The 15,560-nt window shown below is 39.7% G+C and carries 9 protein-coding genes and 1 pseudogene; 3 read left to right on the forward strand and 7 right to left on the reverse strand.

Features of this window, described 5'->3' with window-relative positions; all coding sequences use genetic code 11:
- Positions 1-17: 17 nt before the first annotated feature.
- Entirely contained in the window at positions 18-1,502 is a 1,485-nt protein-coding gene (locus tag B3297_RS10395) for a RagB/SusD family nutrient uptake outer membrane protein (protein WP_139144956.1), read from the forward strand.
- Between the two features lie 338 nt (positions 1,503-1,840).
- Here the strand turns inward: B3297_RS10395 and B3297_RS10400 are convergent.
- The 3 genes and pseudogenes from B3297_RS10400 to B3297_RS10415 form a co-directional block, all read right to left on the reverse strand.
- Positions 1,841-3,085 (reverse strand): annotated as a pseudogene (locus B3297_RS10400) (PepSY-associated TM helix domain-containing protein).
- Positions 3,024-5,156 (reverse strand): TonB-dependent receptor, encoded by a 2,133-nt coding sequence (locus B3297_RS10410; protein ID WP_286778901.1) that lies wholly within the window; start codon positions 5,154-5,156, stop codon positions 3,024-3,026. Before B3297_RS10410 ends, B3297_RS10400 begins: the two are co-directional and overlap by 62 nt.
- A 30-nt stretch (positions 5,157-5,186) precedes the next feature.
- Positions 5,187-5,354, reverse strand: coding sequence for a hypothetical protein (locus B3297_RS10415; protein ID WP_286778902.1), 168 nt, complete (start codon positions 5,352-5,354; stop codon positions 5,187-5,189).
- Positions 5,355-5,638: 284 nt separating this feature from the next.
- Here B3297_RS10415 and B3297_RS10420 point away from each other — a divergent pair, with 284 nt between their 5' ends.
- Positions 5,639-6,514: a glycerophosphodiester phosphodiesterase family protein gene (locus B3297_RS10420; RefSeq protein ID WP_070564822.1), complete on the forward strand. Its 876-nt coding sequence runs from the start codon at positions 5,639-5,641 to the stop codon at positions 6,512-6,514.
- A gap of 10 nt (positions 6,515-6,524) precedes the next feature.
- Here the strand turns inward: B3297_RS10420 and B3297_RS10425 are convergent, their stop codons facing one another.
- The 3 genes from B3297_RS10425 to B3297_RS10435 all read right to left on the reverse strand — a co-directional run bounded on the left by B3297_RS10425 (position 6,525) and on the right by B3297_RS10435 (position 11,741).
- Positions 6,525-6,950, reverse strand: a complete 426-nt coding sequence (locus B3297_RS10425; RefSeq protein ID WP_046673933.1) for a tetratricopeptide repeat protein — start codon at positions 6,948-6,950, stop codon at positions 6,525-6,527.
- A gap of 101 nt (positions 6,951-7,051) precedes the next feature.
- Positions 7,052-8,491, reverse strand: a complete 1,440-nt coding sequence (locus tag B3297_RS10430; protein ID WP_115049657.1) for a SusD/RagB family nutrient-binding outer membrane lipoprotein — start codon at positions 8,489-8,491, stop codon at positions 7,052-7,054.
- Between the two features lie 130 nt (positions 8,492-8,621).
- Positions 8,622-11,741: a SusC/RagA family TonB-linked outer membrane protein gene (locus B3297_RS10435; RefSeq protein WP_201303471.1), complete on the reverse strand. Its 3,120-nt coding sequence runs from the start codon at positions 11,739-11,741 to the stop codon at positions 8,622-8,624.
- 429 nt (positions 11,742-12,170) lie between these two features.
- Here B3297_RS10435 and B3297_RS10440 point away from each other — a divergent pair, with 429 nt between their 5' ends.
- Complete coding sequence (locus B3297_RS10440; RefSeq protein ID WP_115049658.1) at positions 12,171-12,782, forward strand: hypothetical protein; 612 nt, start codon at positions 12,171-12,173, stop codon at positions 12,780-12,782.
- Between the two features lie 48 nt (positions 12,783-12,830).
- Here B3297_RS10440 and B3297_RS10445 read toward each other — a convergent pair whose 3' ends face one another.
- The gene (locus B3297_RS10445; RefSeq protein ID WP_286778903.1) at positions 12,831-15,518 is read right to left on the reverse strand and encodes a hypothetical protein; all 2,688 of its coding nucleotides are present in this window, start codon (positions 15,516-15,518) and stop codon (positions 12,831-12,833) included.
- Between the last annotated feature and the right edge of the window lie 42 nt (positions 15,519-15,560).

The raw sequence follows: 15,560 nt of genomic DNA on the forward strand, positions 1-15,560 counted from the left end.
GAATTTAAATGAAAATCATGAAACTAAAAATTGTATATATCATATTGGCGCTCTCCCTAGTAAATGCATCATGTAAGGATGCGCTTGAGCTGGATCCGACGACCGCAGTGCCTGAAGGTGAAGTTTTTAAAAACACCGACAATGTTGCTACGGTGATCAACGGTACCTGGAAGTATTTAAATGATACCTATTTTACCTATGCTAATCCGGGATATACAGCGGTAATGCGTACTAGTGATGCGATGGGAAGTGATGTGGCGGTGACCACCAAATATGGCTATCGTGATGCTTATGCCTTTACCGAATTGACAAATAATCGATCAAATCGTGTCAATTCTTTTTGGATTATGTTGTATAAGGTGATCGATAACATGAACAATGTCATTGCAAAGGTAGATGGGGCCGAAGGCTCTACTGAAACTAAAAATGTGTTAAAGGGAAGAGCTAAAGCATTACGTGCATTTTCCTACTTAAATCTGGCCACATTTTATCAGTTTAGTTACCTCAAGGACAAAAATGCGAAATCTGTTCCGATTTATACCGAACCCAGTACACTATCGACTGAAGGAAAATCAAGGTCAACACAGGCAGAAGTGTATGAACTTATCTTGAAAGATCTCAAAGACAGTGAAAGCTTGTTGGCTTCTGCTGGTCGAGCGGATAAATACGAAATCAATGCAGAGGTTGTTTATGGTTTGCTCGCTCGGACTTATCTGCAGGTTGGCGAATGGAAACTGGCCGCAGCGTATGCTGAAAAAGCAGCTCAGAAGTATAATTTAATGACTCCGTCAGATTATCAGGCGGGTTTTAATGATCTTGGAAATAGCGAGTGGATTTGGGGGCATCAGCAGACTAACGAGCAAAATGTGGCAAGTTATACATTTCATTATTTGGATGTTTCGTCAGCTGGATCTTATTACTATAGTTTTATGGCCGATCCTTATTTTAAAGATTTATTCGATACCAGTGATGTGCGTTACGCTTTATTTGAATGGGATAATTTACCCGGTCGGGAGGGCTTTCTACGGTATAAGAAGTTTAAGTTTAAATCGAATTTGATCGGTGACATTGTGTATATGCGTGCTTCGGAAATGGTTTTGATCGCTGCCGAGGGGTACGCACGGGCTGGTGAAAAAGATAAAGCAGTAGCAGCCTTGAATAAGCTGCGTGCAGCGAGGAATGCAAAGCTGTTTTCAGGAAATGATACGGATCAATTAATTGCAGCGATCCTGATTGAAAGACGAAAAGAGCTTTGGGGGGAAGGATTTGCCCTGTCGGATATTCTTCGGACACAAGGAAAGGTTGCACGAAAATCTTATGTTGATGCAGACGGCAAGCCTATTCAAGTCCAAATTGTGGGTGCAGATGGCAAACCGAAGCTAGTGAACGGGCAGGGGCACCGGGTTATTAAGTTTCCTAATGGATCTAATTTTGTGGAAAATAGCCCTTATTATTTGTTTGCTATCCCATACGAAGAGACTGTGCGGAACCCGAATCTGTAAAGTTAGTTGTTGGTTTATTATTGAAGAAATCCGGTGTACCCTGTGCATCGGATTTTCTTTTTTCCCGCTCGCCCTTCTTCTTAGGCTGTATATTGTGGTTCCTTATGTTGAAGAATGCTTCCTTTTTTTAGTGTCGCCCTGTTGGCCCTGCTGCGCGTTGGGCTCTTCTCGATTTAAAGGTTGTCATCTTTTTTCTCTTGTATGTTGTTTTTTCAGCTGGCTTATCGTGTTCCTGTAAATTTGGACAAGAGATTGCGTCGGTAAATAGGGTGAGGGTTAGTTTTCCACATTATGTTAATAACGCTGTTGAAAACCTGTTTAAAAGAAAAATACAGTTATTAACAGTACTTATTAACATTATGTTGATAACCTTTCTTTTTCTTCTTTTTGCTTTTGTTCATCCAGATGATGTATCCGGTGATGGGCAAGGAAGCACAAAAGAGACTGGCAAGGCAAGCGATAATTTTTGTTGTGAGTCCACCGATGGCACCGGTATGAATATCATAGTTAAGTGCACCGAGCTTATCCCCATACTGCAATTCGTTGCTGGATTTGACTGCTGTAAGACTGTTTTCTTCTTTATTATAATAAAGCCAGTCAAATACACCACTTCGTTTTTCATGATGTCTCACCTGTATATCCATTGCTGTTTCGGTCTCTTTTTTTAGTCGGATCGACATCATTTCAGCATCCGGATAATTTGTCAAGGCATACCGCAGCGCATTGTCCTGAAATTTCTTTTCCACAGCGGGCAAGGGTATAGGGGAGCTACGTGTGGAAGAAGCTGTTGGCGACTGCAATAAATTGAATGTTGCGCTATAGGTCTTTTTAAAATCCGGAAAAGCAAAAGCGAGTCCCGTAATGGCAAAAATCAATCCGATAAATAAACTGTAAAATCCGATGACATTGTGGAGGTCGTGGTTCAGTCGCTTCCATTTGACTTTGGTATCTAACCAAAAACTGCGCTTGAGATTCTTGCCCTTCCATTTTTTTGGCCACCAAAGAACAATACCACTAAGTAAGATAAGGACAAAAATGACCGTTGACCAGGCGACGATAGGGTGGCCATATTGCTTGCCCAAGAGGAGGTTTAGGTGAAGCTGAAGCACTAACTGAAAGAACTCTGTTTTTGAATTCTCTACTTGCTGTATCTGGCCAGTATATGGATTGATGAAAACTCGTTTGTAATAGCGGTAATAATTCCAATGGCCAAATGCTTTTTCGTCCGTTTTTATGGCACGAAATACTTAGGTACGATTCTTCGAAGGATAGAGATCAACCCGCGTGATTTTTTGATTTTTTTTGAGGCTTTTCTGTGAGCTGTCAAGAAGTGTGCTTAATGGTAGTGGAGTTTTTGAGTGGATGGTTGTATCGGAGATAAAATATTTTTCAGGATAAGCCCAGAGCTTGAGCTCATCCTGAAAGGTGTATATGCTGCCCGTCAGGCTTAGGATGAATACCACAACTCCGGTGATGATTCCGAGCCATTTATGCAACCAAAGAATGACGGTCTTAAACATATTAAAATTTATAATTGATGTTAAATGAGGCCAACATACCTTGTCCTTTGACGTATTCTTCATTTAAGGCACGATATTGACTGACAACAGGGTAATAGTTTTTATTGAATAAGTTTTCTACACCCATACCGATAGACCATTGTTTGTTTACTTGGTAATTTCCATTTAAGTTAAATAGGTCAACAGTTTTAACGGGGCCTTCACTGTTTTTGTAGACGCCTTTATCGTTTGGAAGAAAGCGATCCCGGGACCCGGTATGTACCCAAAAAAGCTGAAAGGTTAAGGGTTTGATTGGCGTGTAATAGATGTATCCCGTTGCTTTGTCTGGCGAGATCCGTGAACCATTGAGGTAGGATTTTGATCCATCGTCCTTTTTTGACTTTCCTTCCACATAGGCATAGGTTCCACCGATGGTCAATTGAGGCGAAATATGAGCGCTTAATGCAATTTCGTAACCATACACATCTTCTGGAAGACGTTGTGGCATCAGGTAACCGCCAATGTCCACCAGTTCAACACCCATTTTTGAAGTACTGTAGTAATAAGATGCTGATAGCTGGAAAATGCTGTAATTGCTTGAGAATCCGATTTCGTAATTATTGGTGATAATAGGATCAGTTTTTAGGCTATCTAAATCATTATCTGTTGCCCGACGTACAATACGGCCAAGTTCATTGATCGCGAAACCTTGAGAGAAACTCACGAAGGGATTAAAGATCGCGAATTTGTTGTAACGCAAACCTGCATTGAAGGTCGCTCCTTTGTAGGGGATATTGCCTCCTTTTACAGCAATACTTCCTTCGTTGTTGGGACCTGTAGCGATGGTATTGAAATCCTTTATTTTGACTGTTGCATTTTCATAACGTACACCGCCTTTAAAGATTAAGTTTTCTAGGAAATCAATTTTTACCTGGGCGTATGGAGCAACGTTTAACATATTCATATAGGGAATATAGACCCTGCCATCGGTCAGATTTTGATCCGTAACATCATTTAATAAATCCACACCATAGGTGATATCCGCATTGGAACCCAATACCTGGAAAGGTGTGTTTAGGTTAACGCGTAGGCCTTTTTTCTCCGAGTTGATCTGTGTTTGTCCCGGACCGTACCATGCAGAGGCTTTCTCAACATAACGGTTCATGGATCGAAATGTATTGTAGTATGCAGAAGCAGTTAAGGATGTCGAAGCGAATAGATTACTTTTAGTATAGGTTAACATGGCATTGTGGTTATACGGAGTTCCGGCAGGTTTACCTGGATCATCGCCTTTTACGCCTATCGTTGGCGTTTGACCATATACACCTGTTTGGGTGATGTATCTGTTGTGTTGGTTACTTCTGTAGAAGTTGTACACTGCTGTAATATTGGAACTACTATCGATACGGTATCCGGCCTTTAAAAATGCATTGTATTGATAGGTGTTCGAAAGACCGTCTGTCTGACCAAGGGGAACTCCGTCGCCATCGCGCTGCAAGCCAACGTAATCGGCCGAACCGCTAACGGTATAATTCCATCTGTTTTTTTGTCCGTACAAGGTTTGTCCTATGCGATATCCCATGGTGCCGGCGCTGTGTACGGGATTGAATGTTGTTCGTAGACTGGTGATTCCTTGGATAGCTGCAGCGTCTTTGGAGGGATTGCGTGTAATGTAATTGATAATCCCGCCTGCCGATCCATTTCCATAGATGGATGTGGCACCTTTGATAACCTCCACGCGCTCGATGACACTCGGGTCAATGGTCCGGAGATCACGTTGTCCATTCATCAAAGGTGTAGATTGCGGAATTCCATCGATCAACACCAGTACAGATCGCCCACGCAGTGTTTGTCCAGAATTGGTCGCTTTGTTGGTTGAGGTTCCCAAGCCCGGGATGGTATTACCCAAAATTGTGGAAAGATTGGTGCTTATCTGACTTTGAGCTTCGATTTCTTTTGTGGTTAAAATAGAAACTGAAGAAGGAACAGTTGAAATGTTTTCCGCTTTACGTCCAGCTGTTACGATAATTTCATCTAAAAGTTGAGTAGAATTGAGCTGAAATAACAGGGGCTGTTGAACGGTATCTAAATTAACTATTTTTTCAACCGTTGAAAAGCCTGTATAAGACACACGCAATTGAATGGGATTATTCAACGGTCTTTTGGCAAAAATGAATTGTCCAAGTTAATTAGAATAGCCGACGTTTTTTCCGTCAACTTTGATATTCGCTTGACTTAATGGTTTATTGTCACTGTCCTTGACAATTAGGGATAATTCTTGTGCATTGAGTTGAGCGCTTAAAAGCAAAAGTATTCCACTGCTGAACATTGTATAGCATGTTCTATTTTTCATGGTAATTTATTTAGATTAAATATAAATTAATGTGCAAATATAGTTTATTTTATCATTGTGCCGACAGCTATACGTTATTTTTTTGATTTTTATAGATGTTAGGTCGTGATTTTCAAGTTCATTTTGTCGCACTTGATGCATATGAATTGGTAAGCAAATGTTTACGGGCAGGGGTTTACACGAATTGAATGCTTTATTAAAGATTTATTGATCTTGGATGATTAATTTAGCATACTGTTTTTTGTGTGTCGCAGGCTTAGAGATTTTAACGTAATTATAAATTCATGAGAAGAACATTTTTTGCTTTTTTTCTTTTTGTTTCGTCGTACTCAATCGTCGTCGGACAAAAAATCCACTCACTCGCGTTTGCTTCTCCACAGGCGATGCGAGATTATTTTACCTATGCTAGCGACAAAAAAATTGTCAGTGGTCATCGGGGAACGATTGAGGCTGGGCTTCCAGAAAATTCGATTGCGGCATTTGAGGCCGTGCTGCAAAAAACAACGGCTATTTTTGAAATCGATCCGCGTTATACCAAGGATAGTGTTGCTATTTTGATGCATGATGCGACATTGGATCGAACCACAAATGGAAAAGGAAAAATAGCAGACCATACCTGGGATGAATTGCGTAAACTGAAGCTAAAGGATCAGGCTGGAAATGTGACCAACTATGGTATTAACACACTTGATGAAGTTATTAAATGGGCAAAGGGTAAAACTATCCTCAACTTAGATAAAAAAGACTTACCATTGGCGGCTACAGCAGCAATACTAAAAAAATACAATGCCTACAGTTGGGTGTGGGTTACGGTACATAATACTGAACAGGCAGCGTTTTATTTGGCGCAGAATCCAGAACAGTATATGTCCATGCATATCAAAGATCAAGCTGCATTGGAGAAGTTTAAATCCGCTGGATTACCCTACGACCGTATGATTGTCTATATCGGGCCAGAACTAAAGGATTCCAATCAGGCGATGTATCAATTTTTCAACAGAAAGGGTGTGATGTGCATGATTTCAGCAGCACCTACCTACGATAAATTGAAGACAAAGGCAGAACGTGCCGAGAAGTATAAGGCCATATTTGCGGAAGGAGCCTCCATTCTTGAGTCTGATCTTCCTATGGAAGTTGGCGAAGTAATCGATTCGTTTTGACGAATTATTATCAATCCAAATCGATATTGTCATCTAAAAATTTAAGATACTTAGGTGATTCATCGTCAAAAATGTCTCTTCCTTCCATCATATAGGCGCGGAGAAGATATTCCTGGGCAGACTCGCTATTATTGTCTTCCAAATAGCACTGTCCTAAGCGCAGCATGATAAAAGGGTTTTCATAGGCATTTTCGATAATGTTCTGTTTTGCCTTTTCAAAATGGGAGAGTGCATTGCGAAAATCGTCCATTAAGAAAAAGGCATCTCCAATGGAAGCTTCGAGCCAGAGGCTTTCCGCATGAACATTTTGTGGACTAGGGACTAGATCAAGCGCTTCGGTCCACACCCGAATTGCTTCCTGATAGTTGCCTTCATCACATTGGATGTTTCCTTCCTCGCTAAGTTGGTCTATTCTGTCTAATGTTTGATCGTCCATAGCATTTTATTCTTTAGAGTGCTATACGAAGATAAGAAATCTACAGAAAAAAAGCGGAAAAATAACTTCTTCCGCTTCTTTGAAATTGTTTGAATTTATGCTTATTCTACATCAAACCACAATTTAGTGAGTAATGTATTGCTACCCTGACGTGCTATGGCTTCCTGATAGCTCGTTCCGTTGAGTGATTGTTCGGTTCCCGGGTAGAGAAAACGCAAAGGAATTTTGCCATTTAAAGCACCAGCTTTCGCTGGTGTTAATTGCGGATAATCTAACCTACGCCATTCTGCAAAGGCTTCTAAGCCCTGTCCATACAAGGCAATCCATTTTTGTTCGCCAATGGATTTTTTGTAGCTATTGGAATCGAACTTAATGGCTGCCTGGCTGAGATAGCTAACGATTTGATCATTGCCAACGTTGTATTGCTCCAAAGAGGCACGGATTGCCTTCTGATAGTAGTCTGCTGCGTCACCTGTAATAAATCCTCTGCTGACTGCTTCTGACAAACCAAAAAGTGTTTCCGAAAAGCTTAAGATTACTGCTGGAGCATGTGGGTCTCTAAAATAGATACCAGGTCTTGAAGTACGGGCGAATCCTAAGTTACTGGCGTCGCTTGCCGTTAAACCATTTGGTACGCCGATATATTTTTCTGGCGTTGAGGTAGTGGTTGTATCGGCATAAATACCTAAGCGCGGATCGTTAAGTGAACGCAATTTGTCGACAATTGTCTTACTGACTCTATAGTCTTCCCGTGCTTCAAACGATGCACTGACCGGATTACGATAGGGAGCGTCGCGATAGATGAGCTGTGCATTGTCTGCATTTGAAGTCAAATAGCCACTTCCTTCTGCAGCGATCTCCTGTAATGTTGTTTTGGAGAGGCTTGGTAATCGGTCTGCTATACGTAAAGCAATACGTAGACGGAGGGCATTTGTAAAACGCTTCCATTGTGCGATCTTACCGTTATAAATAATGTCTCCTTCAATATTTTTTCCACTCGGATTTAATAAAGCCTGAGCACTTTTCAGATCGTTTAATAAGCCTGTGTATACTTTTTCTTGCGTATCGTAATGTGGTGTAAGATAAACGTCAATATTTCCCGCTTCTGTGTAAGGTATTTCACCATAAGCGTCCGTAAGTAGCGAGAACACCCAAGATTGTAGGACGATTGCCACCCCCTTATAGTTGTCATTTCCTGTGCTTGCCGCCAGTTTTTGAATGATTTTCAATTGGCTAATGCTTTTCGAGTACCAGGTAGACCAACCCTCGTTAAAATCATTATTTGTAAAGATGTAACGATCGGGATCAGTATACTGTATTCTCGCCCAATGTTGAACAAATAACAAGCTAGACGCGAGGTTGTTACTTATACCCCAGTAGCTATCTGTTGTCGTTTTAATCGTACTGGTCAGCAGGTAGGCCGGCTGAGGAGTTTCTGCTTCATTCTGATTTTGGTTTACTTTTGCCAACTCGTCTTTACAGGACGCCGTTAGGCCCAGTAAGAGAAAAAGTCCTGCTATATGTTTGTTATTTATTTTCATTTTCTATCGTTATTTGTTTATCAATTAGCTGTTATCAACGGTACTTGTACCTTATTTGCTTTGTTAATTGCCAGTTACTTGTATAAATCCGTAAGTTTTGTTCTATTTTTAATCCGATTGTTTCATTTTCTTAAAACTTCAGGTTCAAATTGAAACCAAAGCTTCTGGTTGTCGGTAATTGCAAACTTTCCAAACCTTGGGCATTTCCTGTATTAAAAGCTGTTTCCGGATCAATGTTGGGCGCATTTTTATGAATAATCCACAAATTACGACCTACTAAAGAGAAAGATGCTCCCTGAAAACCAATTTTGGAAATCCAGCGATTGGGTAATTGGTAACCTAGTTTTACCTCGCGCAACTTGACATAGGAAGCATCGAATACATTTGCTTCATTGGTTCTATATAACGTTTTATAATATTGTTGTGCCGAAACAACTTTCGTGTTTTCCGAACCATCTGCATTAACGCCATCTGCAATAATACCGTCATCATAGGTAATACCGTTGACAGTATAACTCAAGCCGCCATGTTCAGCATCTCTTCCTGGAAGCGTGGAGGCTAATACTCCTGTTCCTGTACCGGTAGCATTCGTGCCAGAATACAGCTTTCCACCATGTTTGATGTCGATCAAAAAGCTTAGATCAAAGTCTTTGTAACGGAATTGATTGGTAATGCCACCTAACCAGTTGGGTGTAAATTTTCCAAAATAATGGTTGACAGGGTCGGTAGCAGGTGTCCCATCTGCATTTACAATAATACGTCCGGCGTCATTTCGTAAAAAGCCGGTTCCGTAGAGAGTTCCGTAGGGTTTCCCGACTGCAGCCAGGACCTGTACTGTTCCCGAAGAACCGATCGTATAGCTTTTTAATAATCCGGCATCATCTAATTCTACGACTTTACTTTTATTCGTCGCAAAGTTTACATTGATGTCCCATTGAAAATCCTGTTTTTTTAACGGGGTAACACCGAGTTGAATTTCCAATCCTTTATTATTGATTTTTCCGGCGTTGACAAGTTGTTTTTTGTAACCTGTTGAAGGGCTAACATCAACGCTTAGGATTTGATTGATACTATTGATATCATATAAACTTAGATCCAAACGTACCCGACTTTTGAAGAAGGCCAACTCGGTACCTAATTCCGTCGAGGTTGTTGTTTCAGGTTTTAGATCTGGATTTTTCTTGATGTCATTGACTGATAATTGCGGGCTATTTCCGTAAGGCGCACTAAAAAGATAAGAATCTATTAAATTAAATGGATCGGTGTCTTTACCTACTTTAGACCATCCGCCACGTAATTTCCAAAAAGAGAGTATATTGCTTTGAATAGCAAGAGCATCTGTCAATACGATACTTGCGTTTGCTGATGGGTAGAAATAAGATAGGTTATCAACGGGTAAAGTTGAAGACCAATCATTTCGTGCCGTCAGATTCAAAAAAGCATAATTCTTATAGCCTAATTGTGCGGAAGAAAAAATGCTGTAAGCTTTCAAGGGACTATACTCACCTGTTGAGATCAACGCATCTCTCGAGTTTGCCAGCGTGTATACGTCAGGTACTGCCAAACGCGGTGCCTTTTGGTTATTCCGTTGTCGGGACTGGCTTCGTATATTTCCACCCCCTAGGATGTCCAACGTGAAGTCATTGGAAAGGGGACGGTTATAATTTAAAGTAAACTCCGTATTATTTTCATTTACGGTGTAAGCATCCTCTTCGTAAGAGCCATAGGGCGTACCATTCGTGCCATATGCGATTCTAATTTTACGCCGATCCGTATAATAATCGTTACCTGTACGGAAGTTTGCCGTCAAATGCTTATTGATTTTATAGTTCAAACCAATATTGCCAAAAATGCGGTCGCGCTGCTGCTGAACCGTATTCTCTTCCGCAATGAAATAAGGGTTGCTATAATAACTATTGTTCCAATTGACTAGATTGCCGTTAGCATCCCGATAATTTTTTAGACGCGAAACATCCACTTGCCTTCCAAACCACGTAAATTGTAACATGTAACCATTTGAACGGAAACCGCCAACACCTGGTAAATTACCAGAATTCGTGCGTACATAGTTTGCGTTGGCCGTAAGGGTTAGATCTTCTGTGATTTTATAACGTGTATTAATATTGAAATTGTTTTTTTCAATGGAAGAATTTGGAACAATCCCCGTTTGATTGCTATTATTATACGAGAAACGGTAATCAATTTTGTCAGTTGCATCGGCAATTGAAATACCATTGTTTAAGGTTCTTCCCGTACCAAAGAAACTCCTGACGTTATCTGGATGTGCTACAAATGGCACGGCTTCACCATTGGAATAAAACTGAGGAATCAGTCTGCCGTCCATCTTTGGCCCCCAGCTTTCGTCCACACCATCATTTATCCCACCACCCTTGCCATCTACATAGCTAAATTTTCCATCGGCACCTTGTCCGAAAACATTTTGATAATCGGGTAAAACGGCAAGTCGTTCGATTGTATTATTTGAATTGATGTTTATTCCTAGTCCTTTGCGTTTTTTTCCGGATTTTGTTGTAATCAAAATTACACCTGCGGCGGCCCTTGAACCATATAATGCAGCGGCATTAGGTCCTTTTAGTACACTGATCGATTCAATATCTTCACTGTTGATGTCTGAGATTGCATTAGCATAATCCCGATTACCGCTCGTACCCAACTGGGAATTATCAACGGGGGTTCCGTCGATCACAAATAATGGCTGATTATTTCCCGCAATTGATGTTTCTCCGCGGATAATAATCCGGGAGGACCCCATATTACCTTGGCTATTTGTTACCTGAACGCCAGCAACCTTTCCCGCAAGTGAATTGACTAAATTACTTTCTTTAGCTTCCGAAAGATCCTTTCCTTTCAGCTCCTGAATAGAATATCCCAATGTCTTTTTTTCCTTCGAGATATTTAATGCCGTCACAACGACTTCGTCGAGTTGTGAAGTCGTTGGCAGAAGTTGAACAGTCGTGAAACCTGTAGGATTGGTTTGAACAGTCCTAGTTTTAAAGCCAATGTATTGAATGCTGATGTTGAGTGAGCTTCCGGTCGAAGGGAACTCAAATAATCCATTTGCATCTGTTTGAACCTGCTTTTTACTGCTTGTTTCGGTAACTGTAGCCCCTTGGATAGGATTGTTGTTGTTGTCGACTACCTTTCCTTTTATAGTGGTTTGTGCGTATAGCGCGCCAGTACTAAGACAAAGCGCGGCCATTACGACAAAATTTATGTTATTTTTTGCCATATTAATTATAATTGTGAGTTTATTGTTTGAGTTGGGTTATAGGAGATATTTGAAATTTACCTGTAAAAACATCCCCTTAGGACATTCGTTTTTCAAGGATATTATCTGTATGCTGTTTCATGTGTTAAAAAATGTTAATGCAAATATATAAAATCTACCTGATAACTATACTTTGTTTTTTTGTTTTTTGTAATTTTTGAGTCAGAATGATGAGATGTGGTCGTTAAAGGAGCGGGGAGGCTAAATAATCAAGTTCGTTTTCTTTCCGGAATACCTTCATATATTCTATGCAATATGTTGCCTATCAGAATATTGATTGGCGGATACGAATCATAAACGGCGACGCACGAATTGTAAATCTTTGTATTCTTAAATAGGAAAGGGCAACATTCTTGTTCAGCCATTCCATGTAATAAAACGTATAACGCAATGATTATTTTTGGCACAAGAACAAAGGTATTAGCTAACAGATCGCAATCGGCGATTGGCAACTGTGCATATTGTGGTACTGCTCAGTCTCTTTTTGCATACAGACAAGTGAAGTACATTCATATTTTTTGGATACCCCTATTTCCATATGCCTCGGAGATTATTACCATGTGTACCCATTGCAAAAAGCTAAGTTATCAACGTGAAATCGACCCACAAACACTTCAGTCCATATCATCGGGAACTATCCGTAAAACACCTATTGGATATTTTGCGGGCTTAGTTCTGATTGGACTTTTTGTATCCGCTATTGTTATAGCAGGAATTTCCGGCGCAAAAAAGAAGGAAAAATACCTGAAAGATCCAAAGGTTGGCGATGTGTATAAGGTTTCCTATACAAAAGATGGAAAAACCATGCGTACGCTTTATCGCATCGCCAATTTAACGAAAGACTCTGTTACCTTTGACCTAAACGATTATGAAGCGGATAGCCGAAAGGGCCTACGCAAATTGCGCGAGCAACATGCAGATAGCTATTCTGAAAAGCAACGTTTATCACGAGCTGAACTTGAAGAAATGAAAAGTAAGATATCGAATATTGAAAGATTGTAATGATTATTTTTATCGTTGTTATGAACAAGCTTCAGCTCTTTACCTGATCTATTTCTTTGTTTTGACAATATTAAACTTGTGAATATAACCTACCATAAAATATTGTTTTAATGTTAGTGAATTTCCAAAATACGTCCTGTTGCCCTGACTGCCCCAATAATTTTGGGTATTCTGATTCAATATGTCAAAGCCAGTCAATTTTAGCTGTGAATTGTTTTTCAATGTGTAATAGACTGAAGCATTTAAGATATGGTAGTTTTTTCTTCCACTCAATCCGCTGGCCCGGTTATCTAGCGAGTAGGTAGATTCCAATGAAAACCCGTGGATCGGATTAATATTCAATCCTGCGCCAATTTTATGTGTAGAATAGGTTGATTCAATAAAGTCGGGTTTATCTTTTACCGAATTTATGTTTTTGTTCCAAGAATAAGTGTACTGTGGTGATATCGTCACCATGTTTTTCCAAGTCGCGGAAAATTGTTGGCTGGCATTAATCCCTATATTGGTCCCTTTATTATCAACATCATTGATGGAACTATAATTTTCATAGGTGTAGATATTGTTGTTTTGCGATAGATAGAATGACCAATTTTTATTAGCTTTTAGGTTGTATCTCAGGTAAGTATAGGCACTATAGTTATATTTTGATCCAGCAAGAAACATCTGGGTGGTCATTTGTCCTGTATTGTTGTTTCGCCAGCTACGGCTCCCGATGCTGTTATTGACATAATTGATATTCCCATTGACATTAAACTGCAATTTCGAGGTATACTTATAGTAGGATATACTAACATTCTGTTTTTCGATATTGTTGAATATAAAAGATGTCTTTCGCGTATACAATGGATTTAGATCCATGACGAGCTGTTGAATTCCGTAGAGTTCGGGAGACTCGAGATCTTTGTACCAGCCGAGGTTTAGATCTTTATAACGGATGTTAATATTGGGAAGCCAGTAGCCTAAAGATGATTTCTCGACCGAATTGATTTTAAGTAAATCAAAATGATTTGCCTTTACTTGATAGGCTGTTCCAAATTTTACGTTGAAATCTTTGGTTGGTCTCCAGTAAAATATAATCCCCGTAATATAATCCTGGTATTTGTAACGGTAACTATTTTCATAGGGAGCGGCATGTACTTCTCCAGTACTGTCGCGGTTGATGTACACACTCTCCTGTGGTCCCTGCCGGTTGGTGACATAGGTAAAATAATAATCAAAGTTGAGTTTTTTAATAGTTTTATTGTAATAGGCAGCACTAAAATAGAGATTGTTGGAATTATTTTGTGTTAGGTTTTTATGCCATAGACTAGTTTGAGGATTCGCTGTATCGTAAATATTGGTAAGCTGGAAAGAGCTGTCGGTCTTTTCATTGGTATTGATGGAAACCGTATTTCTAAACGATACAATATGATTTTTATGGAGTTGTTTTTCGATATAGAAACCATGTGAATAGTTTAGTGTATTTTCATTATTTCCTCCTGTACCTGTTGCGTCATTTAGTTTTTTGAGATCCGTATAGGAGCGGTTCCTTCCTAAGGTTGAGCTGTTTTTTGTATTGATACCCAAACTCGGTGTAAATTCAAAGTAGGCTGTGGTGTCCATGCGATGACGGAGCAGGGTTTTGATATTATGCCCTACAGATCTCTCCTGTTGTTGGTAATTGGATTCTGAATATTGTTTTTCCTGGTCGAATAAAGAAATTTGATTGCCTGTATTCTGATTTTCGGCTTTATTATATTTCAGCATATACATGATATTCAACTTGGTTTTCTTTCCCCAGTCATTGTTGAGGTTAAATCCTAAGCCTATATCGTTGGCTTTACCTGAATAGTTTCTACCTCCAAAATTATCAAAACCATAATTTTCGGAACGACCAAGCCCAGCTTCTTGGTTCAATTCATTGTAGTCAAAACTTTGGCGGTTAATGTTATTTCCGAAACCGATTAAACTCAGCTGGAGTGTATCCTTAAATGTATTGAATAAACCGCCAGCCTCATATCTACTCCGGGTACCGGCACTGCCATAGAGCTTACCGAAGCTCGCTCTGAGGAAATCTTTCTTAAATTTTAAATTAATCGTGATCGGCAGTTTATCTCCGTCTTCATTATCCTTTTTTGTTTCACCCTTATCACGGTACACCTGTACAGTTTTAATAAGCGAAGCGTCCAGGTTTCGTGTAGCAATACGGAGATCACTCGAAAAGAAATCCTTGTCATTTACTTTTACTTTTGAAACCTCTTTTCCTTGATAGTAAATCGAACCATCCATATTGACCTGCAGACCAGGTAGTTCTTTGAGCAATTCCTCTACGTTGACGTTGGGGCGAGTTTTGAAGAAGTTGGTGTTATATTCTAACGTATCTTTATTCATCCGCACGGGGGGAACGATATTGACGACTACTTCATCGAGACTTTTGGAATCGAGCTTTAATAGAGTGAAATCATAATTTTCTCCGTTAGGAATATTGAATTCTTGACGAAAGGGATTTGCATTGACATGTGAAATAAAAAGTGTTAGTGCGGTGCCTGTTGGAATTTTAACAAATTCAAACTTAACTTTTGTATCAGTAAGGAGATAGGAAACCACGGAAGAGTCTTTTGAATTGAGAATCGTTACAGTTGCTTTTTCTAATGGTTCCGCGTTTTGAGAAAATACCGTCCCGAGAACTTTTCCCTTCGATTGGCCTATAACTATAGTTGTGGTTAGTAATAAAATTAAAAATAAGTAAATTTTCATAAAATTTAAGTACGTATATCTTGGCTATATTGAGGGTCAAAA

Origin of the sequence: Sphingobacterium sp. UBA3519 (assembly GCF_002377215.1) — a bacterium.
GTDB lineage: Bacteria > Bacteroidota > Bacteroidia > Sphingobacteriales > Sphingobacteriaceae > Sphingobacterium > Sphingobacterium multivorum.

Excerpts from the sequence above, each read along its gene's own strand:
- B3297_RS10430 (WP_115049657.1), bottom strand. The coding sequence starts at position 8,491 with ATGAAAATAAATAACAAACATATAGCAGGACTTTTTCTCTTACTGGGC.
- B3297_RS10395 (WP_139144956.1), top strand. The coding sequence starts at position 18 with ATGAAACTAAAAATTGTATATATCATATTGGCGCTCTCCCTAGTAAAT.
- B3297_RS10415 (WP_286778902.1), bottom strand. The coding sequence starts at position 5,354 with ATGAAAAATAGAACATGCTATACAATGTTCAGCAGTGGAATACTTTTG.
- B3297_RS10420 (WP_070564822.1), top strand. The coding sequence starts at position 5,639 with ATGAGAAGAACATTTTTTGCTTTTTTTCTTTTTGTTTCGTCGTACTCA.
- B3297_RS10445 (WP_286778903.1), bottom strand. The coding sequence starts at position 15,518 with ATGAAAATTTACTTATTTTTAATTTTATTACTAACCACAACTATAGTT.
- B3297_RS10440 (WP_115049658.1), top strand. The coding sequence starts at position 12,171 with ATGATTATTTTTGGCACAAGAACAAAGGTATTAGCTAACAGATCGCAA.
- B3297_RS10435 (WP_201303471.1), bottom strand. The coding sequence starts at position 11,741 with ATGGCAAAAAATAACATAAATTTTGTCGTAATGGCCGCGCTTTGTCTT.
- B3297_RS10425 (WP_046673933.1), bottom strand. The coding sequence starts at position 6,950 with ATGGACGATCAAACATTAGACAGAATAGACCAACTTAGCGAGGAAGGA.